At 67.2% G+C, this 22,312-nt stretch carries 19 protein-coding genes and 2 riboswitches; of the genes, 5 read left to right on the top strand and 14 right to left on the bottom strand.

Annotated elements, in window-relative coordinates:
- Positions 1-86: 86 nt before the first annotated feature.
- Positions 87-986 (bottom strand): LysR family transcriptional regulator, encoded by a 900-nt coding sequence (locus GH2_RS16135; protein ID WP_066170248.1) that lies wholly within the window; start codon positions 984-986, stop codon positions 87-89.
- A 101-nt stretch (positions 987-1,087) separates the two neighbouring features.
- On the opposite strand from GH2_RS16135, the gene GH2_RS16130 reads away from it, so the two are divergent.
- Positions 1,088-2,605 carry a malate:quinone oxidoreductase gene (locus GH2_RS16130; protein WP_066170246.1) on the top strand — a complete coding sequence of 506 codons (1,518 nt, stop codon included), beginning with the start codon at positions 1,088-1,090 and terminating at the stop codon, positions 2,603-2,605.
- A gap of 422 nt (positions 2,606-3,027) precedes the next feature.
- On the opposite strand, the gene gcvP is transcribed toward GH2_RS16130, so the two are convergent.
- The 8 genes from gcvP to secA2 all read right to left on the bottom strand — a co-directional run bounded on the left by gcvP (position 3,028) and on the right by secA2 (position 12,606).
- On the bottom strand, positions 3,028-5,901 hold the full coding sequence (gene gcvP, locus GH2_RS16125) for an aminomethyl-transferring glycine dehydrogenase (protein WP_066170243.1): 2,874 nt from the start codon (positions 5,899-5,901) through the stop codon (positions 3,028-3,030).
- 44 nt (positions 5,902-5,945) lie between these two features.
- A riboswitch (glycine riboswitch) is annotated at positions 5,946-6,062 on the bottom strand.
- Positions 6,063-6,163, bottom strand: a riboswitch (glycine riboswitch).
- 30 nt (positions 6,164-6,193) lie between these two features.
- The gene (locus GH2_RS16120) at positions 6,194-6,826 is read right to left on the bottom strand and encodes a MerR family transcriptional regulator (protein ID WP_157086122.1); all 633 of its coding nucleotides are present in this window, start codon (positions 6,824-6,826) and stop codon (positions 6,194-6,196) included.
- Positions 6,827-7,075: 249 nt separating this feature from the next.
- Complete coding sequence (locus tag GH2_RS16115) at positions 7,076-7,579, bottom strand: bifunctional nuclease family protein (RefSeq protein ID WP_066170240.1); 504 nt, start codon at positions 7,577-7,579, stop codon at positions 7,076-7,078.
- A 50-nt stretch (positions 7,580-7,629) separates the two neighbouring features.
- A complete protein-coding gene (ftsR, locus tag GH2_RS16110) occupies positions 7,630-8,358 on the bottom strand; it encodes a transcriptional regulator FtsR (protein ID WP_439951463.1) in 729 nt (242 codons plus the stop codon).
- Entirely contained in the window at positions 8,355-8,816 is a 462-nt protein-coding gene (gene garA / locus GH2_RS16105) for a glycogen accumulation regulator GarA (RefSeq protein WP_341264522.1), read from the bottom strand. Before garA ends, ftsR begins: the two co-directional genes overlap by 4 nt.
- A gap of 323 nt (positions 8,817-9,139) precedes the next feature.
- Entirely contained in the window at positions 9,140-9,544 is a 405-nt protein-coding gene (gcvH, locus tag GH2_RS16100) for a glycine cleavage system protein GcvH (protein ID WP_066170237.1), read from the bottom strand.
- A gap of 138 nt (positions 9,545-9,682) precedes the next feature.
- Positions 9,683-10,315, bottom strand: a complete 633-nt coding sequence (locus GH2_RS16095) for a CDP-alcohol phosphatidyltransferase family protein (protein ID WP_066170236.1) — start codon at positions 10,313-10,315, stop codon at positions 9,683-9,685.
- Positions 10,312-12,606: an accessory Sec system translocase SecA2 gene (secA2, locus tag GH2_RS16090; RefSeq protein ID WP_066170231.1), complete on the bottom strand. Its 2,295-nt coding sequence runs from the start codon at positions 12,604-12,606 to the stop codon at positions 10,312-10,314. Before secA2 ends, GH2_RS16095 begins: the two co-directional genes overlap by 4 nt.
- 109 nt (positions 12,607-12,715) lie before the next feature.
- Here secA2 and GH2_RS16085 point away from each other — a divergent pair, with 109 nt between their 5' ends.
- On the top strand, positions 12,716-13,552 hold the full coding sequence (locus tag GH2_RS16085) for an META domain-containing protein (RefSeq protein WP_244885409.1): 837 nt from the start codon (positions 12,716-12,718) through the stop codon (positions 13,550-13,552).
- Positions 13,553-13,580: 28 nt separating this feature from the next.
- On the opposite strand, the gene GH2_RS16080 is transcribed toward GH2_RS16085, so the two are convergent.
- The 4 genes from GH2_RS16080 to GH2_RS16065 form a co-directional block, all read right to left on the bottom strand.
- A complete protein-coding gene (locus tag GH2_RS16080; protein ID WP_066170226.1) occupies positions 13,581-14,159 on the bottom strand; it encodes an RBBP9/YdeN family alpha/beta hydrolase in 579 nt (192 codons plus the stop codon).
- 17 nt (positions 14,160-14,176) lie between these two features.
- A complete protein-coding gene (locus tag GH2_RS16075; protein WP_066170223.1) occupies positions 14,177-15,229 on the bottom strand; it encodes a beta-keto acid cleavage family enzyme in 1,053 nt (350 codons plus the stop codon).
- A gap of 50 nt (positions 15,230-15,279) precedes the next feature.
- Entirely contained in the window at positions 15,280-16,170 is an 891-nt protein-coding gene (locus GH2_RS16070) for a TauD/TfdA dioxygenase family protein (RefSeq protein WP_066170561.1), read from the bottom strand.
- Between the two features lie 71 nt (positions 16,171-16,241).
- The gene (locus tag GH2_RS16065) at positions 16,242-17,219 is read right to left on the bottom strand and encodes a quinone oxidoreductase family protein (protein WP_066170219.1); all 978 of its coding nucleotides are present in this window, start codon (positions 17,217-17,219) and stop codon (positions 16,242-16,244) included.
- A gap of 172 nt (positions 17,220-17,391) precedes the next feature.
- On the opposite strand from GH2_RS16065, the gene GH2_RS16060 reads away from it, so the two are divergent.
- Positions 17,392-18,429 (top strand): AraC family transcriptional regulator, encoded by a 1,038-nt coding sequence (locus GH2_RS16060; RefSeq protein WP_066170216.1) that lies wholly within the window; start codon positions 17,392-17,394, stop codon positions 18,427-18,429.
- 12 nt (positions 18,430-18,441) lie between these two features.
- Here GH2_RS16060 and GH2_RS16055 read toward each other — a convergent pair whose 3' ends face one another.
- Positions 18,442-19,740, bottom strand: coding sequence for an MFS transporter (locus GH2_RS16055; RefSeq protein ID WP_084247558.1), 1,299 nt, complete (start codon positions 19,738-19,740; stop codon positions 18,442-18,444).
- Between the two features lie 310 nt (positions 19,741-20,050).
- On the opposite strand from GH2_RS16055, the gene ppk2 reads away from it, so the two are divergent.
- Together ppk2 and GH2_RS16045 are read left to right on the top strand one after the other, a co-directional pair.
- Complete coding sequence (gene ppk2, locus GH2_RS16050; RefSeq protein ID WP_066170212.1) at positions 20,051-20,881, top strand: polyphosphate kinase 2; 831 nt, start codon at positions 20,051-20,053, stop codon at positions 20,879-20,881.
- A 13-nt stretch (positions 20,882-20,894) separates the two neighbouring features.
- Entirely contained in the window at positions 20,895-22,151 is a 1,257-nt protein-coding gene (locus GH2_RS16045; protein WP_084247557.1) for a polysaccharide pyruvyl transferase family protein, read from the top strand.
- The last annotated feature ends 161 nt before the right edge of the window (positions 22,152-22,312 follow it).

The following is a 22,312-nucleotide window of genomic DNA, read 5'->3' as shown; positions in this document are numbered from 1 at the left end:
CAGGTCAGCGGCAAATCGCGTCCGAGGTGTGAGGCTGCGCACGAAACACCGAGGTCGGACCCGCGGTGCCGACTTCGACGGCGAGATCACCGCGTGGTCGGCGAGTTCAGATTCGTGAGCAGGAACTCGGCAAAGAGGTCCACCGCGGGCGTCGTCACGTCTGTCGGCCACACGAGAGACGCCGTCCGACGCAAGGCCGCTGAGGCCACCGGTACCTCGGCGACGCCGACGACGGCCGTCGTCCCGCGCGGCAGCAGGGCGACGCCGAGGCCGCGCTCGACGAGTTCCCGGATCGTGGTGAACTCGGTGATCTCGAGGGCGATGTCGGGATCGAACCCGGCCTCCCTGCACCAGGTCTCCGTCAGCTGTCGCAGGTTGTACGACCGCGGATTCGCGATGAACACCTCGTCGACCAACTCACCCAGGTCCACCGACGCCCGCCTGGCGAGGCGGTGACGTTCCGGCACCACGACCACGATCTCCTGCCTGCCGATCACCCGATGACGCAGATGTTCCGCCGGCGGAATCGTGATTGCCAGATCCAAGAAGCCTGCCTCGAGATCGGCCACCAGCTCCGCACCGTGCGCCTGCTTCAACTCCAGGTGGATGCGCGGATGCCGATGATGGAATGCCGCGAGCAGTTCCGGCACGTCGCCCGACCCCATCGTGAGCGGGAAGCCGAACCGCACGGTCCCCGACTCCGGATCGGCCGCGGCCGTCGCCCGCGCGACGGCTCGTTCCAGCGCGGCGAGCGGTCCGGCACAGTCGACAACGAGGGCCTCCGCCTGCGCTGTGAGACGGACGTTGCGTCCATCACGGATCAACAGCGGGACCCCGAGGTCGGACTCCAGCGCGTGCAGCCGACGACTGACCGAAGACTGCGAAACGCTCAGTGCCTCGGCCGCGGCCGTCATCGACCCACCTCGCGCCGCCAGCTCGGTCAGTACTGTCAGTTGCGGAGACAGCTCTGCCATCCACCTATCCATTAGCGGATAATACCTTGCCGAAATCACATTGGACGGATAGGTCCCACCCTCACGACGATGGGATATGTATCGAAGAGCAGCGATCGAAGGGAACGATCATCATGCGAATCCGTCACGCGAACAGACTCCACGACCTCGGCGAGGTCGACGTCGTCCTGATCGGCGGAGGAATCATGTCGGCGACATTGGCGTCGATGCTCGGCGAGCTCGCGCCCGACCGACCGGTCGTGGTGCTGGAACAGGCCGATCGAATCGCCACCGAGAGCAGCGCCCCGTGGAACAACGCGGGCACCGGCCATTCCGGCTTCTGCGAACTGAACTACATGCCCGACCCGGACGATGCGAGCAAGCCCGCCGAGATGGCCCGCCAATTTCTCCTGACCAGGCAGTGGTGGGCACATCTCGCCGAGCGCGGCGCCGTCGAGCCCGACGGTTTCGTCCACACCGCGCCACACCTGTCCGTGGTGTTCGGAGACGAGGGACGAGACCACCTCCGCCGACGTCACCAGGCCATGACCCGCTCCCCGCTCTTTCAGGACCTCGAGTACTCCGAGGACCCCGCGGTGATCGCGGACTGGGCGCCACTGGTCATGGCCGGGCGCACCGACGAGGAACCCGTCACCGCGACGCAGCACCGCGCGGGCACTGACGTCGACTTCGGTGCGCTCACCGACTCCCTCCTCGCCGCGTCGGGCGCGCGGGTGCTCACCGGTCACCGCGTCGCACGACTCTCTCGGCGTCCTGGCGGTGTCGTCGTCGCGGGTCGGTGCGGACGCGGTGAGTTCCAGATCCGTGCCCGGCACGTCTTCATCGGCGCGGGTGGTCAGGCGTTACGGCTCATGCAGCGGGCCGGGGTCGACGAGGTCCGCGGCTACGGTGTCTTGCCGGTCGGCGCCGCGTTCCTCCGATGCAGCGATCCCGAGGTCGTGGCGCAGCACGCGGGCAAGGTGTACGGCGAGGCGCCGATCGGCACGCCGCCCATGTCGGTCCCGCACTTGGATCGTCGGACGGTCGACGGCGCCGACCATCTCATGTTCGGTCCGTACGCCACGTTCAGCACCAAGCTGCTCAAGCACGGTCATTTGACGGACTTCTTCGCGACCCTGCGGCCGACGAATCTCTGGACCGTGGCCTCCGCCGGAGCGACGAACCTCGATCTGGTCCGCTATCTGATCTCCGAACTGCTGGCGAGCCCGCAGCGCCGCTTCCGGCAGTTGCAGCGCTACTACCCCACCGCGCGTCGGGCGGACTGGGAGCTGATCGGCGCCGGTCAGCGCGCCCAACTGGTGAAGCCCGGCGACGGTGCGGCGGGCGTCCTCCACCAGGGCACCGAACTCGTGACGAGCGCGGACCGCGCCGTCTCCGGACTGCTCGGAGCCTCTCCCGGCGCCTCGACCGCGGTGCCGATCATGCTCGATCTGCTCCGACGGGTGTTCCCCGAGGAGTGGGCGTCCGGGTGGGAGTCGGAGCTGACGGCCGCAATCAATGGTCTGGCCGTCGACCGGTGGACCGACCAAGTCGTCTCCGCAGCGACCGCGTCGACCGCTCAGTCGTTGCGGCTTGCGCCCGGAGCGGAGGCCTCGTCGGTCGGGGTCGTGAGCACCGAGACCGCCGGGTAGCTCGAGGCGTACCGGCAGCACCCCGGACCTGATGTCGTACTGCTGGTCGTCGTCGATCTCGTGAATCCGGTCGTCGACGGCGGTCTCACAGATCGACTGACAGATGCTCCTGTGCCGTCCGTGCTCCGCAGGAAGGTGAAGCGGCCGCAGTACAGGCTCCGCTCTGCGTCGTCCGGGCAGCGTAGTTTCCCAGTCCACCTGTCCTGGACGTTCTCCGCCTGTGCGAACACGTCGGTGTCACCGATCGGCGGGGTGACAGGGATCCGTCTGGCCTGCCCGCGTTCCCGATCGGTGCCCGGAGCGGCCACCGACAAGAGGGTCGGCAGTCAACGGGCCAACCTAGGACGCAGAACTTCGGCGACATCGACCACCCCTGCGGGTGTCGATGTCGCCAACGTTCAGACTCTGCCGGTCGCGCCGTCCTACTCCGCGAAGGCGTCGATCGGCGGGCAGCTGCACACCAGGTTCCGGTCGCCGAACGCTCCGTCGATCCGGCGCACCGCAGGCCACACCTTGGCTCGCGCGCCTGCCGACGGCAGGCCGTTCGGATAGACGGCCGTCATCCGGTCGTAGCCGTGGTCCCACTCGCCCACCAGCGACTCCGCGGTGTGCGGGGCGCCGGCGAGCGGGTTGTCATCGACGGTCCAGGTGCCGTCGGCGACCTTCTCGATCTCCCCACGGATCGCGATCATCGCGTCGATGAACGCGTCGAGCTCAGCGAGATTCTCGCTCTCGGTGGGCTCCACCATCAACGTCCCGGCAACGGGGAAGCTCATGGTCGGCGCATGGAAGCCGTAGTCTGCCAACCGCTTGGCGACGTCGTCGATCGAGACGCCGGTGTCCTTCGAGAGCTCCCGCAGATCGAGGATGCACTCGTGAGCCACCCAGCCGCCCTCACCGGTGTACAGCACCGGGTAGTAGTCGTGCAGTCGGCGCGCGATGTAGTTGGCCGAGGCGATGGCAGTGAGCGTCGCGGTGCGCAGCCCCTCGGCACCCATCATCGCGATGTAGGCGTAGGTGATCGGCAGGATAGACGCGGAACCGTATGGCGCCGCCGAGATCGTGACCCCGGTCTGCGGAAGCTCGGTCGCGAGGGGGCTGCTCGGCAAGAACTCGGCGAGGTGCTCGCGGACCGCGACCGGGCCGACGCCCGGACCGCCGCCACCGTGCGGAATGCAGAAGGTCTTGTGCAGGTTCAGATGCGAGACGTCGCCGCCGAATCGGCCCGGACGTGCGAGGCCGACGAGAGCGTTCAGGTTGGCGCCGTCGACATACACCTGTCCGCCGGCCTCGTGGACCGCATCGCAGATGTCGGTGACCTCGTGCTCGAACACACCGTGCGTGGACGGGTAGGTGATCATGATGGCCGCGAGCTCGTCGCGGTGCTTCTCGATCTTCGCCCGCAGATCGTCGATGTCGACGTCGCCGGTGTCCCGGCTGGCGACGACCACGACGCGCAGGCCCGCCATGACCGCCGACGCCGCGTTGGTGCCGTGTGCGCTGGACGGAATCAGGCAGACGTCGCGGGCGTCGTCGCCCCGCGACAGGTGGTAGCGCCGGATGGCGAGGAGCCCCGCGTACTCGCCCTGCGAACCGGCATTGGGCTGCAGGCTGACGCGATCGTACCCGGTCACCGCCACCAGCCAGCTCTCCAACTGCCCGATGAGATCGCGGATGCCCTCCGAGTCGGACGGCGGCGCGAACGGATGCAGCCCGCCGATCTCCGGCCAGGTGATCGGCTCCATCTCGGTGGTCGCGTTGAGCTTCATGGTGCACGAACCCAGCGGGATCATGCTGCGGTCCAGCGCGATGTCCTTGTCGGAGAGCATCCGGAGGTAACGCAGCATGGCGGTCTCGGTGCGGTGCAGGTGGAACGCCGGATGCGTCAGGTACTCGCTGGTGCGGTTCTCGATGTCCGCGGCGAACTCGGCTGGTGCCGCGTCCGCAGCGTCGAAGGCGTCGAGCACTCCTGCGATGTCGTCGGCGGTCGTCGTCTCGTCGCAGGCGATGCCGACGCGATTCTCGTCGACCAGTCGGAGGTTGATGGTGTGCCGAGACTTGGCGGCGTCGACGACCGCTCGTGCGCGACCGTCGACCCGGACGGTGAGGGTGCCGAAGAAGGCGGCGTGCTCCACTGTGATGCCCGCGCCGGTGAGCGCGTTCGCGAGGTCGGCGGCGTGTCCGTGCACCCGCTGTGCGATCGCCTTCAGGCCGGCCGGACCGTGGTATGACGCGTACATGGCGGCCATGATCGCCAGCAGCACCTGAGCGGTGCAGATGTTGCTGGTCGCCTTCTCCCGACGGATGTGCTGCTCGCGGGTCTGCAGCGCCAGGCGGTACGCGACGTTGCCGTCCGCGTCTTTCGACACGCCGACCAGACGGCCGGGCAGCTGCCGGGTGCGCTTGGTGGCGACGGCGAGGTACCCGGCGTGCGGACCACCGAAGCCCATCGGCACGCCGAACCGCTGCGTGGTGCCGAAGCAGGCGTCGGCGCCGAGCTCTCCGGGCGGAGTGATCAGGGTGGCGGCGAGCAGGTCGACGCCCGCTGCGATCAATGCGCCGCGGGCGTGTGTCGCCTCGATGATCGGGCCGAGGTCGGCCAGCCGTCCGGAAGCGCCCGGAGTCTGGACGATGACGCCGAAGAAGTCTCCCTCGGGCAGGCCTGCGTCGGCAGCGGCCCCGTCGAGGGTCGCTTCGACCACCTCGATGCCGAGCGGCTGAGCCCGGGTCTCGATCACGGCACGGGTCTGCGGGAACAGGTCCACGTCGACGACGATTCGGTTGGACTTCGCCTTGCCCGCGCGTCGCAGCAGCGTCATGGCCTCGGCCGCGGCGGTCGCCTCGTCGAGCATCGACGCGTTGGCGACCTCCATGCCCGTCAGGTCCGAGACCATGGTCTGGAAGTTCAGCAGCGCCTCGAGACGCCCCTGGCTGATCTCCGGCTGGTACGGCGTGTACGCGGTGTACCACGCTGGATTCTCGAGGATGTTGCGCTTGATGACGCCCGGGGTGTGCGTGTCGTAATACCCGAGACCGATCATCGAGCGGGCGACCACGTTGCGGTCGGCGAGCGCGCGGATCGCGGCGATCGCCTGCGGCTCGGTCAACGGCGCGGGCAACGCATCGAGTCCGGGAGCGAGACCGTCGTCCGCGACACCGTCGGCGATCGACGCGGGCACGACCTTGGCCGCGATCTCGTCGAGCGACGCGACGCCGAGGACGTCGAGGATGGTGTCGAGTTCGGAGTCGATCGGGCCGAGGTGACGCGTAGCGAACTCGGAGGTTGGAATCGTCAAGAGGGCACCTTGATCTTGTCGGTCCGGACGTGTTCCGGGCTGGGCCCTCCCCCTCTGTCATGCCGCCTGGCCGCGGCGCCTGAGAGATTCGGCAGCGGCGCGCCGCTGCCTTTCACCGTGGGCGGGCAGAAGCGAGCTTCTACCTCTTTCCAGAGACGCCGTCAGCAGCCACGGTCCCGGGTGCCTGAGAGTTTGACGGAGAGGTGTTGCTCCTTCGGCGGCCGTCCGATTTCAGCGAACGACGCTCTCCCGCGGCGTAGCGGCGCAGGGTCAGGATAGCAAGGGATCGTGGCTAACCGGTCTGACGGCTGCGGTTCTTGCGCCGCGCGGCGAGCTCGTCCTCGGGTGCGGTCTCGCTGACGCCGCCGTCGGCGCGTTCGCCGGGGAAGTCGGCGATGGTTCCGGTGAGCTCACGCATCGCACCGGAGACGGCGATGCCGAACACTCCTTGGCCGCCCTGCAGGAGGTCGACCACCTCTTCGGCCGAGGTGCACTCGTAAACGGTGGTGCCGTCGGAGAAGAGCGTGATGCGCGCCAGGTCCTCGACGCCGCGCTGGCGGAGGTGATCGACGGCCACCCGGATGTTCTGCAACGAGATGCCGGTGTCGAGCAGTCGCTTGACGATCTTCAGAACCAGGACGTCCTTGAAGGAGTACAGGCGCTGACTGCCCGATCCGGCGGCGGTGCGGATCGACGGGACCACCAGTGAGGTGCGAGCCCAGTAGTCGAGCTGCCGGTAGGTGATGCCCGCGATCTGGCAGGCGCTCGGACCGCGGTAGCCGACCAGCGAGTCCGGGACCGTCCCGTTCGGGAACAGACCCGGGGCGAAATCGTCGAATCCTCCCTGCACCGGCACGGCACTGACCGGCGCAGCATCGCCCGACACGATGTCCCCGGACTGCGGATCTGACGGATGATCGCCCACGGTAGCTCCCTTACACAAGACTCGGGCCGGTGCTTCCCTCGTACTGAGGGTACTCCCGACCGCTGACAAAGTGTCTGTCCTCGCTTGTCGCGATGACGCTGGGATAGAAGTTATGGACTCGGAGGCAGGCAATCAACGCGACTCGCGGTAAACCTCAACCTAAAGTTCAGGTGTAGACAAACGGTGACTGGGCAGAGACGCGATCGTTACCGTCCGCTCCGGCGCGTCGCGCACGCCGCTCGGCGCGCCTCAGCTCTCCGGACCGAGGAAATCCTCCGGCGACACCTGATCGAGGAACTCGCGGAAGGCCTCCACCTCATCGTCGCTGGCCCCTTCAGCGGCCGACTCGCCGCCGTCCTCGTCGGGCATGATCATTCCCGCCCCGTCGAGGACTTCGTCGACCGCGACGATCGATGCATCGCACCGCATGGCGATGGCGATGGCGTCGGACGGACGGGCCTCGACGACCACGTCGCCGTCGAACACCATCTCGGCGTAGAAGGTGCCCTCCTGCATGTCGACGATGCGCACCTGTTGCAGTGTGCGTCCGAACGCTTCGCACAGATTCACGACGAGATCGTGCGTCAAGGGACGCGGAGGCTCCACGCCGCGCTGCTGCAACGCGATGGACGCGGCCTCGCTCTGCCCGATCCAGATCGGGAGATAGCGAGCGCCGCTGACCTCGCGGAGCAGGAGTACCGGTTGATTCTGCGGAGGTTCGACTCGAATACCCACCACACGCATCTCACCCATGGTCTCGCCTCCTGAAACGACTAGAAGTACAGGTTACGCCGCATGGGCGGTCAGTCGAGGGCGCCGCGAACGGCGGCCTTGACCAACTGCGTATGCAGCGTCACCGAGAGCGCCGCCATCTCGCGGATCAACTCTTCGGCACGGTCACGTGCCCCGGTCCCCTTGCCCTTGGCGATGGGGCCGGCGATCTGTGCGACGAGACCGGCTTCGCGGTCGGCACTGATCTTGAATGCGCGCAGATGTCGCGATTCGAGTCCGAAGTTGGCCAGCGCCGCAGCCGCCTCGACCAGACGCACCGCGTCCTCGTCGAAGAATCCGCCGGGTCCCGCGGACAGCAGTCCGTTGCGCACCAGCTCCGAGATGAACGCCGAGTCGACACCCGTGCGTTCGATGAGTGTCTCGCGGTCGACGCGTCCGCCGCGAGAGGAGAAATCGGTGGCCGGAGCCACCGCGCTGCGCGCGGACGACAGCAGGCGCGGCCCCGAGCCGCCGCCCGCCGCCTCGGCGTCGATCTCGTCGAGCTGCTCGCGAATCACCTTCAGCGGCAGATACCGATCTCGCTGAGCGGTGAGCACGAAGCGCAGGCGCTCGCAGTCACCGTCACTGAACCGGCGATAACCCGACGGTGCACGATCCGGAGTCACCAGTCCCTCGGCTTCGAGGAACCGGATCTTCGAGATCGTGACGTCGGGGAACTCGTCGCGCAGGACCGCGAGAACGGCACCGATCGACATCGTGCGGTCGCCGCCGGCGGCCGCGCGCGCAGCTGACGACGTCACGACAGCGCGGCGCCTGACTCCCCGGCACGCGGGCCGGACAGGAAGACGAGGCGGAACTTGCCGATCTGCACCTCGTCACCGCTGGTGAGAGTGGCGGTGTCGACCGGTTCGCGGTTCACGTAGGTGCCGTTGAGGCTGCCGACATCGACCACCTGGAAGTCCTCGCCGTTGCGACGGAACTCGGCATGCCGACGGCTCACGGTCACATCGTCCAAGAAGATGTCACTGTCGGGGTGCCGACCGGCCGACGTCGTCGGCTGGTCCAGCAGGAATCGCGATCCTGCGTTGGGTCCCCGCTTCACTACCAGCAGCGCCGTTCCCGGCGACAGTCGTTCGACACCGGTATCGGCCGGCTCGTTCGACGTCGCAGGCGCGTCTACTTCCTTGATGAAGTCCTCGCGGAAGACCGAAGTCGTCTCCACGGGCGCTTCAAAGCCGTTGTCGTTACCGCTCACCACATCTCCTTCATCGTCAACGCACCCCGCCGTGACTCGAGACTGCACAGTCCCCGGGTGGGGCCTGCGGTACGTCAGTCGAGGTACCTGCGCGAACTCGAAATGCCCGGTGTTGCCGCGCATTTGAATTCACTCGCTATTACACACACGCTGTCATCTCAGCATTGAGATGGGCGTCTGCGAGGCAGGATCCTCATATCTGAACCTACCGTTTTTGTCCTGGCGCCGCCCAGTGTCGGCGACGTTCGGCGTACAAGAAATCATATCGACACCCGTCCGCGAGCGGACACGTGTCACCGGCGATCCACCGTTCCGCCGGATGCAGGTCAGTTGCTGATGACCGCGCGGTAACCCTCAGCGTCCAACAGTCCGTCGAGCAGTTCGTCGAGATCGACATCGGCGCCGACCACGATCTCGACCAGCCAGCCGTCGCCGTACGGTGCCGAGTTGACCAGTTCGGGCGCGTCGTCGAGCGCCTCGTTGATCGCGCCGACCTTGCCGGTCAGCGGACCGAAGATGTCCGAAACACTCTTGGTCGACTCGACTTCTGCGAACGATTCCCCGGCCTCGACCTCGTCGTCTGCCTCGGGCAGCTGGACAAAGACCACGTCACCGAGTGCGTCCTGAGCGAAGTCGGTGATGCCGACCCGGACGGTGGTGTCGCTGACCTTGAGAATCCACTCGTGCTCCTCGGTGTAACGAAGCTCTTCGGGGATCTGGGTGTCGCTCACGATTCGGCCTTTCTCAGGTCTGTCGAACACTGATGCTTACGCTCTCGCCGACGCGCCGTTGCGGCGGCGAATGCCCACTGACTGTAACGTGCCCGACCCATCGATCGCGCAGCAACCCGGCAGCCGCCCGGAGTGAGATCAACCGGCGACGGTCGCGGGCGGCATCTGTCGAATCACGCTGACCGTCTGGATCCAGTACAGGACCAGCGACCACAGGTACAGGCCGACGCCCCACAGCAGGAACGCCCAGCCGATCGGGAAGGTGATGTCGCCGACGAGGCCGTCGATCTGCCCTGCCAGCAGCCACGGGAACGCGCTCATCAACGCGAACGTGGCCGCCTTGCCGACGTACAGGGTCGGCAGTGCGGTGACGCCGCGTGATCGGAGGAGCGGCGCCGTCGCGAACAGCAGTACGTCGCGACCGATGATCAGGCCGATCAGCCACCAGGGAACGAACTCCCGGATGCCGAAGCAGATCGGGATGATGATCACATACAGGCGATCAGCAGCCGGATCGAGCAGCGCCCCCAGTTTGGACGACTGCCCCAGCCATCGCGCGAGCTTGCCGTCGAGCCAGTCGGTGACCCCCGACACGAACAAGACCACGAACGCCCAGCCCGCTGACTCCTCCACCAGCAGCAGCCAGATGAACACCGGGATCAGCAGCAGCCGCAGCAGACTCAGCGCGTTGGGGACCGTCCAGATCGCATCGCTGCGCTCCGGCGACTGCGGCGTCGCGACGGCGGGATCGCCCGGCGCGGGATCGGTCATCGGAAGATGCCGACGATGCCCTGCACGGCCTGCGCCCCCGCCGAGGCGAAGTGGTTCTCGTGAACCAGGTACGTCCACGTCATCGTCGAGCGGTGCAGACCCTCCAGACCCAGATCCACTCCGTCGGCGGTGATCTCAGCGTTCAGAAAGGTGTCCCGGGCGGCGGTCATCGCTTCCTCCGCCAACTTCGCGAACTCCGCGAAGATCAACTTGTGGAACTCCTCCAGCGGGCTCTGCTGTCCCAGCGCCCGGAGGTGAATGCTGGCCTGGACGTCGGCGATGTAGGCCAGGTGGTCGGCCCACGCCCGGTCCAGGTGATACAGCACGATCTGCCGGGCGGCCTCGGTCAGCACGTCCTCGTCGACGTCCTCGACCAGGCTCTCGTACCGCTCCGGCTCCGCTTCCGCGAGATCGAGGCGGGCACGGTCGGTGGTGAGGATGTCCATCCGCCGCCGCACGATGGAGTTGCGCTGCTCGTTGACCTGCTTGTTGTACTCCCAGGTGTTGCTGTGCAGCTGCAGCATCGCGCCTTCGGCGATCTTCTGCGCATTCTGGACCGCTTCGACGCCCTTCGCGCCCATGGAGCCGTCGGACGACACCGCCTGCTGTTCGCGCTGGTGCGTCAGATTCTTGGTGACGAGCGGATCCTCGAGGCTGGAGAAGAACACCGACCGGCCCGGATCCCCCTGGCGACCGGCGCGGCCGCGGAGCTGACTGTCGAGGCGTTCGGTGTCGTACCGTCCGGTTCCGATGACACACAGACCACCGAGCTCGACGACCTCGTCGCGCGCGTCGTCGTCACCCGCGGAGCCGCCGAGGCGGATGTCGGTGCCGCGACCGGCCATCTGCGTCGAGACGGTGACGGCGCCCTTGCGCCCCGCTTCGGCGATGATCGCGGCCTCTTCGGCGTCGTTCTTCGCATTGAGGACCACCGACGGGATGTCGGCCCGGTCCAGGAAGTACGCCAGTTCCTCCGACTGCGCCACGTCGTGGGTGCCGATCAGGATCGGCTGTCCCTTCTCGTGGATCTCGGCGACCAGCTCGACGACGGCCTCCACCTTGTGCGCCTTGTTGTCGTAGACCCGGTCGGCCTCGTCCTCGCGGATGTTCGGACGGTTCGGCGGGATCTGCGACACCTGGAGGTCGTAGAACTGGCGGAACTGCTCACCGGCGGCGATCGCCGTGCCGGTCATGCCCGCGACGCGCGGATACCGACCGATCAGCGCCTGCACGGTGATCGTGTCGATGACCTCGCCCGCCTGAGTGGGGTTGAGGCCCTCCTTGTACTCGACCGCCGCCTGCACACCGTCGGGCCACCGCTGCAGTCGTGCGACGCGTCCGCGCGAGGCGTTGATGAGGTGGATGCCGCCGTCGCGCACGATGTAGTCGACGTCGCGCTCGAGAAGGTAGTAGGCGTAGAGCGCGACGTTGATGTGGACCAGCGTGCTGGAGACGTGCTGCTCGTCGTACAGGTTGATGCCGCCGAGCGTCCGTTCGACGAACTGCGCGCCCTCCTCGGTGAGCGAGACGTTCTTGCCGTCCTGATCGAGCTCGTAGTGGCGGGTCTTGAGGTGGGCGACGACCTCGTGGATGGCGCTGTTCGGGATCTCGGCGTCGGTGGATCCGGCGAGGATCAGCGGCACCAACGCCTCGTCGACGAGCACCGAGTCGGCCTCGTCCACAATCACGACGTCGGGTTCGGGCGAGACGAGGTCGTCGGCGTGCAGCGCGAGGTGGTCGCGCAGGAGGTCGAAGCCGATCTCGTTGACCGAGGCGTAGGTGACATCGGCGTCGTACGCCCGCTGACGTTCTTCTCGCGACGAGTGCTCGCTGATCGAGGCGACGGAGATCGCGAACAGGTCGTACAGCGGCTTCATCCAGTCGGCGTCGCGCGCGGCGAGGTAGTCGTTCACCGAGACGACGTGGACTTGATGTCCGTCGAGTGCGTAACCGATCGCCGAGATCGCGCCGGCGAGGGTCTTGCCCTCACCCGTCGCCATCTCGACGACGTCACCTTCCAGCATGCGGAGCGCGCCCTGCAGCTGGACGTCGAACGGCTTCATGTCCAGTGCGCGATCGCCGCCTTCACGAACCAGCGCGAGGAACTTGGCGCGGTCGGCGATCAACGACAGGTCGAGCTCCGCGGCTTCGCTCGCGAAATCATCGTCTGACAGGCCCGAAGCCCACTCGTCGTGCTCGGCCGATTCCTTGATCATCGACACCGACTGCGACTGGTTGCGAGAGGTCTGCGCGCCCAGCATGCGCCACATCGCGTTGGTGAGTCTTCCCACGTGCTCCCTGTTCCTCGAACTCGGCGGACTGCTGAAGACCTCGGCACGCGACGCGCGCACGGGGCCGATCGTGCTCTACCGTACGCGGCTATGCATTAGCGTGGCGCAGGTGAGCGTGCGACACCGCATCCATCTGGACCTCCGACGACGCCGACCGCGTCGACGCGCTGCGGTCGGTGGCGTCGCCGCGGCGGTGCTCCTGGCCGCGACCGTGCTGACCGGATGCTCCGACGCCGATGCCGACGTGTCGTCGGACCCGGCCGATCTGGTGGGCAAGACCTTTCTGTCGACGGACGGCACCACCCCCGCCGTCCCGGGTGGCGGGCCGCTGGTGCTGGCCTTCACACCCGGACATCTGAGCGCGAACGCCGGCTGCAACGGGCACGGCGGCACCGTCGTCTTCGACGGCGACACGATGACCGCGGGCAGGTTGATGGGCACCATGATGGCGTGTCCGCCGCCGCGCGACGGCGCCGACCGGTGGGTGTCCGACCTCTTCGGCGCGCCCTTGACCTGGCGTCTGGACGGAGCCGAACTTCACCTGTCCCGCGGCGACCGGGCGGTGGTGCTGACCGAGCGGGTGAACCGCCCGATCGTCGGCACCCACTGGCGAGTCACCGCGCTGGTGAAGCACGAGGCGGTGTCGAGTTCGGCCGTGTTGGACGAGCGGAAGCCGTTCTTCCAGATCGCCACCGACGGCACACTCTCCGGCAACACCGGGTGCAACGCGATGACGGGATCGGCGACGGTCGACGACGACACCATCGACTTCGCGCCGATCGCCACCACCCGGAAGGCGTGTGCTGCGGAGATCACCGAGATCGAACGGACCGTGCTCGCCGCTCTGCGCGGTGAGACCACCGTCAAGGTCGACGGCGACTCGCTGGCACTGACGAATGTCGCCGACGGCAACCTCGGTCTGAGGCTGACTGCCGTCGGCGACTGATTCGGTCCGGTGGAACGACGCCGGTGGATTACACCGCCGCGCTCAGGCCCGCGACCTCGCGCAGCTCAGCAAGCAACTCCGTGGCCTGCGGCCAGGGTCCGTACCCGGCGGTCGGATTCAAGTGACCCACCGCGCCGGCGTCGACCAGGCGACTCCCCCATGCCTCGGCGAATCCGGTGACTGCCTCCACCGATGCCAGCGGATCGTCAGTGCTGGCGACGACGATGCTCGGCCACGGCAGCGGCGTCATCGGGACCTCGCCCCAGCCGCCGTCGGCGAGCTGTTCCGGGCTGGGATGCGGAGCCGCCATCGGGCGACGGAGATCGGGCGGGGTGGCCAGCAGCGCACCCGCCACCGACTGCGTGGTCTGCTGCGCCCAGTAGACGACAGTCGGAACGCCCGCGCTGTGCGCGACGAGGATCACCGGTCCGGTGGCCGCGGCCACCGTGCTCTCCAGTGCGGAGAGGCGTGCGGTGAGGTCGATCGGATTCTCCTCGAGCGGCGGGACGATGAGCGCGTCGGGCAGTTCACCGGCGAGCAGTGTCTGCCAGTGCTCTTCGACGTGGCCGCGCAGGCCGGGAACGATGACGTACGTGGGTGCGGTCATGAGTGTCTCCTGGCCGATCAGGCGTGGTGGGTGAAGCCGACCTGGCCGGGCTGCCGATTGGGTGCGAAACCGAGCTTGGCCAGCGTCTCATCCGCATCGGCGTAAGTCTCACCGATCTTGTAGATGTCCCGCGCCTCCTTCCCCGTCGCGACCTCCCGACCCAACTCCTCCGACAACCGCACCAACTGCTTGATCTGCGCCACCGAGCCCATCTTCTCGCCCTTGGCACCCCAAATGGTGTCCTCATTACCGCACCGACTGTGCAACCCCAACGCAATCGCCAACGCATTCACCGGCGCCACCGACCGCATCAACGTCTCCAACGTCAAGCACGCACCATCGGGAACCCGCTGAATGAAGTTCATGATGTTGTACGGATTCGGGCCATCGAACCCGCCACCGATCCCCACCCACGTCAGATTCAACGGACCGGTGTACACCCCCCGACGAATCAACCGCTCCACCGTCTCCAACTGCGGGATACTCGACAGCTGGAAATGCGGCTGGATCCCCGCCGCCTGCAGGCGGCGCAGATGCTCCTCCACCCACTCCGGGCCCGCAGGCACCGTCATCTCCCGATAGGTGTCCGACAGCTCCGGACGCGCCAACGACGTGCCGGCGATATCGTCCGCGGTCATCAACTCCATGATGTTCATCTGGCTGGTGTTGATCGCGATCGTCACCTGATCGGGTTTGGGATCGAGCTCCGCCAACATGTGCCGCGTATCGTCCGAGAGCCACTTGGCATCAGCGCCATCGCCCTCCGGGGCGAACGAGATCGACCCGCCGACCTGCAGGATCATCTCCGGCACCGCCTCCCGCAGCCCGGCCAGCAGCTCGTTGAACTTCGACAGCCGCTTCGAGCCGTGACCGTCCTCCTCGCGCACATGAATGTGCAGCACCGTCGCCCCGGCCTCATAGCAGTCCACCGCCTTCTGGACATGCTCGTCCATCGTCAGCGGCAGATCCTCACGGAAATCGTCGAGCTCCCACTCCGGCCCGTACGGGGCCGCCGTGATGACCAACTTGTCCTGCAACTCGGGGAACAGCGCGTCGTCGTGAAAATGCATGATGAACTCCTTGTTCGAATGTGGTGTGGGTGGTTCGGGTTGTGATCGGGTCAGAACGGGCGGTCGCCGACGATGCCTGCGCGTTCCATCTTGCGAACGGCGGGCCAGTAGTCCTGGACGGCGTAGTGCTGGGTGCACCGGTTGTCCCAGATGGCGATGCTGTTCTCGCTCCAGCGCCAGCGGACCTGGTACTCGGGGATGGCGGCCTGGCTCTGCAGGTAGCGGAGCAGGTCGCCGGCGCCGGGTGCGTAGTCGAAGCCGCAGCGGATGTTGTCGTCGTTGTGGAAGTTGGTGAAGTGCGTGGTGAAGCTGTTGACGAACAGGCACTTCGCGCCGGTCTCGGGATGCGTCCGCACCACCGGGTGCTCGGCGTCGGGGAACTTCTCCTTGAGCACCAGTCGCTGCTCGATCGGCAGCCGCGCGCCGAACGACGCCTCGATGCTGTGCCGGGCACGCAGACCCGAGATCTGGGCCTTGACGTGCTCGGGCAGGCGGTCGTAGGCGAGCTCCATGTTCACCCACATGGTGTCGCCGCCGACCTCGGGCGCCTCGACGCAGCGCAGAACCGACCCCATCGGCGGGTTCTGGCGCCAGGTCGCATCGCAGTGGTACGCGTTCTCGTACGCCTCGCGCGGACTGTCGAGGTCCTTGTAGATCCGCACCAGTCCCGGGTTCTCCGGGTCGCTGCCGAGGACCGGGTGGTCCTCCAGCGAGCCGAAGCGCTCGGCGAGTTGCACGTGCTCGGCGCGCGACAGGGTCTGGTTCCGGAAGAACAGCACCTTGTGGTCGAGCAGGTGTGACTTCAGCTCGGCGAACAGCTCGTCGTCGTGGGCCACCTCGGCGAGGTCGACGTCGTGCAACTCCGCGCCGATGCTGCAGGTGAGTCGTTCGACGTTCATCGTCGTGGTCGGTCGTGGCGCGACGGTGGTCGTTGCGGACATGTCATCCTCCTTGAGGGGATCGGGTGAGTGTGGTCTGGGTGCGGCGAGCAGCTCGGCCACAGTCGTTCGGCTCAGAAGGTGAAGACCGAGGAGCCGACACTCGCGCCGGTCTCGAGGTCCTTGTGGGCCTGCTGTGCTTCTTCGAGCGCATAGTGCTGATTGATCTCGACCTTGATGCGGCCGGCGGCGACGTGTCCGAAGAGCTCGCCTGCGAGTTCCGCGCGCTCGGCGGGGTCGGCGATGTAATCGGCGAGCGCCGGGCGGGTCACGTACAGGGACCCCTTCATCGCCAGCTGCAAGGCGTCGATGGGCGGGATCGGGCCCGATGCGGTGCCGAAGCCGACCAGCAGACCGCGACGTGACAGGCAGTCGAGCGACTTGCCGAAGGTGGTGGCGCCGATGCTGTCGAAGACCACCGGAACGCCCTTGCCGTCGGTGAGTTCGCGGACGCGGGCGACCAGGTCCTCTTCGCGGTAGTTGATCATGTGCGTGGCGCCGTGCGCCTTCGCGACCTCGGCCTTCTCCGCGGTGGAGGTGGTGCCGATGACGGTGATGCCGAGTTCCCGCGCCCACTGGCAGAAGAGGAGTCCGACGCCGCCTGCGGCCGCATGCAGGAGAACGGTGTCGCCGGCCTTCAGTCCGGGGGCGATCCGGCGCAGTAGGTACGACGTGGTGAGTCCGCGCATGGTCATGGCGGCCGCCGTCTCGAACGGGATCTCGTCGGGCAGGTGGATCAGGCTGTCGGTCGGCATCACGCGCTCGGTGCTGTACGCGCCGAGGGGACTGCCGGTGTAGGTGACGCGATCGCCTTCGGCGAAGTCCTCGACGCCCGGTCCGACGGCCTCGATGACGCCTGCGGCCTCGACGCCCATGCCCGCGGGCAGCGGCGCGGGGTACATTCCGGTGCGGAAGTACGTGTCGGCGAAGTTCAGGCCGACCGCCTCGTGACGGACGCGGACCTCGCCTGCTCCGGGATCGCCGACCTCGACGGTCTCCCACTTGAGGACCTCGGGTCCGCCGGTCTCGTAGAAACGAATCGCGTTCGCCATCGGATGGGCTCCTTCGTGCTGGTATTTCCGGTGTGATTCACCTGACACGAAGATATGGGGGTTACACTCGTCATACTTACCTCTGCGTGACATAGTTCTTTCCATATCGGGACACCGTGTGAGGTGGATCAACTCGTGGATCGGCGCGGGGTCGAGACAAAGGGGTACCGCGATGTCGAAGCCGTTGGCGCGCTACGCCGCGCTGTCCGGATACGTCGACGTCAGCCGCAAACTGAAGATCGATCCGATCCACCTGATGCGCGCAGCGCAGCTGGATCCGAACAGCCTCGACCTCCAGGACCGCTGGATTCCGGCCGCTTCCATCGCCCAGTTGCTCGAGATGTCGGCGGCCACGTCCGGGCACCCCGACTTCGCGTTGCGTCTCGCCGAGCATCGCCTGCTTTCCGCACTCGGCCCGTTGAGCATGAGTTTTCGAGAGCAACCCGATGCACGGACCGCGCTGATGATGCTGATCCGGCTCCAGCACATGTACAACGAGGCGCTGTACATGAAGGTGACCGAGAGCGCGGGCCTGTCGACCATCCGGGTCGACGTCGACACCGGCGACGCGGCTCCGGTCCGACAGTCGGTGGAGCTGGCCGTCGCCGTCGTTCGCCAACTGCTGACGAGCATCCTCGGCGATCGATGGCGCCCGGTCTCGGTGACGATGACACACCCGAAACCGCTCGACGACACCACGCACCGCCGAGTCTTCGACGCTCCGCTGAAGTTCTCCGGCGACTACAACGGCATCGTCGTCTACACCGCCGACTTGGATCAGCCGAACAGGTTCGCCGATCCGGGACTGGTCTCGTACGCGGAGAAGCTGCTCACGTCACAGGTGAGCCACACCCAGCCGACGACGCAGGTGCGCGTCCAGGAGCTGGTGGAGATGCTGTTGCCGACCGGTCGCTGCTCGATCGATCAGGTGGCACGCAGCCTCGGCGTGGACCGGCGGACCGTGCACCGCAGACTCGCCAAGGCGGGCTTGACCTTCACCGACGTGCTGGACTCGACGCGCGCCGACCTCGCCGGACGCCTGGTCGCGGGCGATCGCCACACGTTCACGGAGGTGTCGGAGATGCTGGCGTTCTCGAACCCGAGCAGCTTCTCGCGCTGGTTCAGCAAAGAGTTCGGCATGAGTCCGCGGCAGTGGCGCAGACAGAAGCGTCCGGTCGACCCCGAGTATCGGGGCCGACCGGACGTTTGAGGATTGGTGCGGTCAAGCAGGCTGCTGAGCGTACCGGGCGCTCTGCGCGGCCAGCTTGCGCAACCCGTGGGGGTACACCCGGTAGCCGAGCAGCAGTGCGACGATCGCACCGACGTAGAACACCGGCGCCAGTGCCAGCGAGTCCATCAGGCCCATCGAGTCGGCCAGCACGCCGATTACGTACGGCCCCAGCGCCAGCCCCAGAATGTTGTTGGCGACAGTCAGCGTGCCGAGTGCCGACGAGCGGACGGATTCGTGGGTCAGACCGGCGACCATCGCGGCGGTCGGACCGGACGTGCCCGCCGAGAAGAACGCGCCGATGGCCAGCAGGGTGAGCTGAAGGCCACCCGTCTCGATGCGGAACGCCATGCCCAGGCAGACCAGAGCGATGGCGCAGAACGCCACGGCGGAGAGCCACTTGTTCGACGGATTGTTCCGGCTGGCACGGTCGGTGATGACACCGCAGACCACCATGCCGGTGCCGACGAGAAGAACGAAGAGCGCGGCGACACCGGCAGCACTGGCGGGCTCGAGTCCGTAGTAGCGGTTGAAGAAGCTCGGCGTCCACGACAGCAGCACGGCCGCGGTGAACATCTGCAGGCCGCCGGCGATGTACGCGCACCACACGGCGGAGTTGGTGAACAGCGTGGAGATGGGAACCCGGATCTTCGCCACGTTGGCCGCTGCGGCGACCGCGGACGACTCGTCGCGCACCGCGTACCGATCGAGACGCTTCTCGGTCACGACGGCGCGGAACAGCGCGGCCAGGATCAGACCGAGGACGGCCATGGCGGTGAACGACCAGCGCCAGCCGAGGTGGACGGCGATGACGCCGCCGAGGGCCACGCCGACGACCGAACCGAACGAACCGCCGGCCATGAAGGCGCCACTGAGCGAGGAGTGCAGGCGTGGCGAGAAGACGCTGAGGACGACGGCGATGCCGACACTGCCGTACGCCGCTTCACCGACGCCGACGAAGAAGCGAGCGATCAGCATGTGCTCGTAGCTGGCGGCGAGCGCACACATCAGCGTCGCGACGCTCCAGACCACGGCCATGATGACCAGCGACCGGACGCGGCCGAAACGGTCGGCGATCACCGAGAGCGGGAAGGTCAGCAGACCGACCATCAGGGCGACGATGCTCGTCAGCGACGCGAGTTGCGAATCCGACAGGTCCCATTCGCCCTTGAGCATCGGGAAGACCGCGGAGAGTACCTGACGGGACATGTAGTCGGACAGCAGCAGCGCGAAGGCGAGGGCGGCGACCACCCACGGATAGATGCGGCGCTGTGGCGGCGGACTGACGGGCATGGAATCGGTATTCTCCGCCTTTGCAGCGCCGATGGCGGGAGAATCCGCAGCACTGCTTGTATTGGTCATGGGGTGTCTCCTCGAAACGTTCTGGACTGACGGTCGATGCGACGCCCGGGCTGTACGTCGGCTCTCGTCCGCACCCTCGGTGAGTTGCACTACAGCAATCACGTGGTGAGGTGTAGATCACGGTAAGTCGCCCCGCGAGACCAAACTTGCCTGACGGGGACACCGTTCTGTCCATGTCGGGACAGCGACACGGTCGCGGACAACGGTCTTCCCCGTCGAGTCGGTCACTTACACTTGCCTGATGGGGAAGAAGAGTGCGAAGTCGCCGAAACTGTCGAAGGACGTGTACGAAGCCGAGCTGTTCCGTCTGCAGACCGAACTGGTGAACCTGCAGGAGTGGGTCCGCGCCACCGGGGCGCGCGTCGTCGTCCTGTTCGAGGGGCGCGACGCGGCAGGCAAGGGCGGCGCCATCAAACGGATCACCGAGTACCTGAGCCCGCGGATCTGTCGGGTGGCCGCGCTGCCCGCGCCCACCGACAGGGAGAAGGGCCAGTGGTACTACCAGCGATACGTCGCGCATCTGCCCGCGCCCGGCGAGATCGTCCTGTTCGACCGGTCCTGGTACAACCGCGCAGGCGTCGAGAAAGTGATGGGGTTCTGCACACCGGAGGAGCACACCCGGTTCCTGCGTCAGACGCCGATCTTCGAGCAGATGTTGATCGACGACGGCATCATCGTGCGCAAGTACTGGTTCTCGGTCTCGAACGACGAGCAGTTGCGGCGGTTCCGCGCCCGGCGCGACGACCCCGTGCGGCAGTGGAAGCTGAGCCCGATGGATCTGGAGTCGGTGTACCGGTGGGAGGACTACTCCCGCGCCAAGGACGAGATGATGGTCCACACCGACACCGGCATCAGCCCGTGGTACGTCGTGGAGTCCGATCACAAGCGTCACGCCCGACTGAACATGATCTCCCACCTGTTGTCGTCGATCGAGTACGAGAAGACCGATCGTGCGGAGGTCAAACTGCCGAAGAAGCCGATCGAGTCCGGCAACTACCATCGCCCGCCGCGGTCGCTCTCGAAGTTCGTGCCGGACCACGTCGCGAGTCTGCTCGGCGACTCCGAGACGTAGGAACCTCACTGTTGTGAAGACTGCTCTGCCCTCGCGTTCAGACCTGTTCTCGCTCTCTCGTCGAGCACGCCGCGCGCTCGACGGGCGCGAGGTGATCTACCTGGTGACGTCCGCGGGATTCCCCAATTTCGGCGACGAACTCATCGTCGAGGCGTGGTTGCGTCACCTCGCCCTTCGACGACCGTTCGCGCGCGTCGTGGTCGACTCCCCGCGCCCCGGGCAGGCATCGCTGCTACTGCGCCACGCCAACCGGAACGCCGTCTTCGTCGACACGATCTGGAGTCTGTCGCTGTTCGCCTCCAGCGACGAGGCGGGTCCCGATGTCGATCGCGCCGCACCGTGGGTGTGGGTCGCCGACGTGACCTCGCGGCTCGGCGGCGCACCGCGTGACGCCGAAGGCGTGGAACTCCTTCTTCGGGCGGGCACCGTTCACATCGTCGGCGGCGGGTACCTCAACAACGTGTGGTCGCACCATGTCTCGCTGGTCGCTGCGGTGGCCGCGGTGTCTCGAGCCACCGGAGCCCGGGCGATCGCGACGGGGGCGGGCCTCACCCCCGGCTTCACCGGGCCCGCGCTGGATCGGTTCCGCGCCGATGCCGCGCAGTTCGAGGTCTTCGACGTCCGGGACCGCGCGAGCGGCGACGTCCTCGGCGATGCTCCCCGGACCTCGTTCACCGGCGACGACGCCTGGCTCTCGCCGCGGTTGACGATCGACGCGCCCGGGGCGCGAACCCCGAACGATCGTGTCGTCCTCTGTGCGCAGAGCGACCTCACCGACGACTTCGCGTGGGGCGGCGACACCGGCACCGCCGCGCTCACCGCGTTCCTCACGGCGACACTCGACGCGTGGGAGGTCTCCGGTTCGGACATCACCGTCGTCGAATGCATACCCGGCCACGACAACACGATTCCCCACCTGATGGGTGATCGTCTCGACGGCGCAGCCCGCATTCCGTTCCTGTCGGCGTGGCGGTCGGGCATTCCGTTCGGTACGGGGGCCGCCTGGCTGACGACGCGATTCCACCCCCACCTGCTCGCTGCGGCGGCCGGCGACTCGGGAGTCGCCGTGATCGCCAAACCCGACTACTACGCGACCAAACACCGCTCTCTCACCGAGTCGGGTTCGGCGTGGACCGTCGTCGCCGGTGACGATCCGATCCCCGCGCGGCCGACTTCGCGAGGCTTCTCCCCCGCCGATGCGAAGCAGAACCGTGCGCGCAAGCGCGTGCTCGCGGCCGGCCTCTACCCGCGGCGCGTCGGCTTGCGCTGACGCGGCGAGACAGCGTGTCGCCTCCACGCTGCGTCGGCTTGCGCTGACGCGTCGAGACGGCGCTCGCCCCCACGCTGCGTCGGCTTGCGCTGACGCGGCGAGACGGCGCTCGCCCCCACGCTGGTCGAGTGCCGCCGGCGAGCGGAGCGAGTCGGCGGTGT

The organism is Gordonia hydrophobica NBRC 16057 (assembly GCF_001592365.1).
GTDB lineage: Bacteria > Actinomycetota > Actinomycetes > Mycobacteriales > Mycobacteriaceae > Gordonia > Gordonia hydrophobica.
This window is presented reverse-complemented; position numbering and strand designations above follow the sequence as displayed.

What these genes read in the sequence shown, in the direction of transcription:
- GH2_RS16135 (WP_066170248.1), bottom strand. Translation starts at nt 986, where the DNA reads ATGGATAGGTGGATGGCAGAGCTGTCTCCGCAACTGACAGTACTGACC.
- GH2_RS16130 (WP_066170246.1), top strand. Translation starts at nt 1,088, where the DNA reads ATGCGAATCCGTCACGCGAACAGACTCCACGACCTCGGCGAGGTCGAC.
- GH2_RS16115 (WP_066170240.1), bottom strand. Translation starts at nt 7,579, where the DNA reads ATGGGTGAGATGCGTGTGGTGGGTATTCGAGTCGAACCTCCGCAGAAT.
- GH2_RS16095 (WP_066170236.1), bottom strand. Translation starts at nt 10,315, where the DNA reads ATGACCGATCCCGCGCCGGGCGATCCCGCCGTCGCGACGCCGCAGTCG.
- GH2_RS16080 (WP_066170226.1), bottom strand. Translation starts at nt 14,159, where the DNA reads ATGACCGCACCCACGTACGTCATCGTTCCCGGCCTGCGCGGCCACGTC.
- GH2_RS16075 (WP_066170223.1), bottom strand. Translation starts at nt 15,229, where the DNA reads ATGCATTTTCACGACGACGCGCTGTTCCCCGAGTTGCAGGACAAGTTG.
- GH2_RS16070 (WP_066170561.1), bottom strand. Translation starts at nt 16,170, where the DNA reads ATGTCCGCAACGACCACCGTCGCGCCACGACCGACCACGACGATGAAC.
- GH2_RS16065 (WP_066170219.1), bottom strand. Translation starts at nt 17,219, where the DNA reads ATGGCGAACGCGATTCGTTTCTACGAGACCGGCGGACCCGAGGTCCTC.
- GH2_RS16060 (WP_066170216.1), top strand. Translation starts at nt 17,392, where the DNA reads ATGTCGAAGCCGTTGGCGCGCTACGCCGCGCTGTCCGGATACGTCGAC.
- GH2_RS16055 (WP_084247558.1), bottom strand. Translation starts at nt 19,740, where the DNA reads ATGCCCGTCAGTCCGCCGCCACAGCGCCGCATCTATCCGTGGGTGGTC.
- ppk2 (WP_066170212.1), top strand. Translation starts at nt 20,051, where the DNA reads ATGGGGAAGAAGAGTGCGAAGTCGCCGAAACTGTCGAAGGACGTGTAC.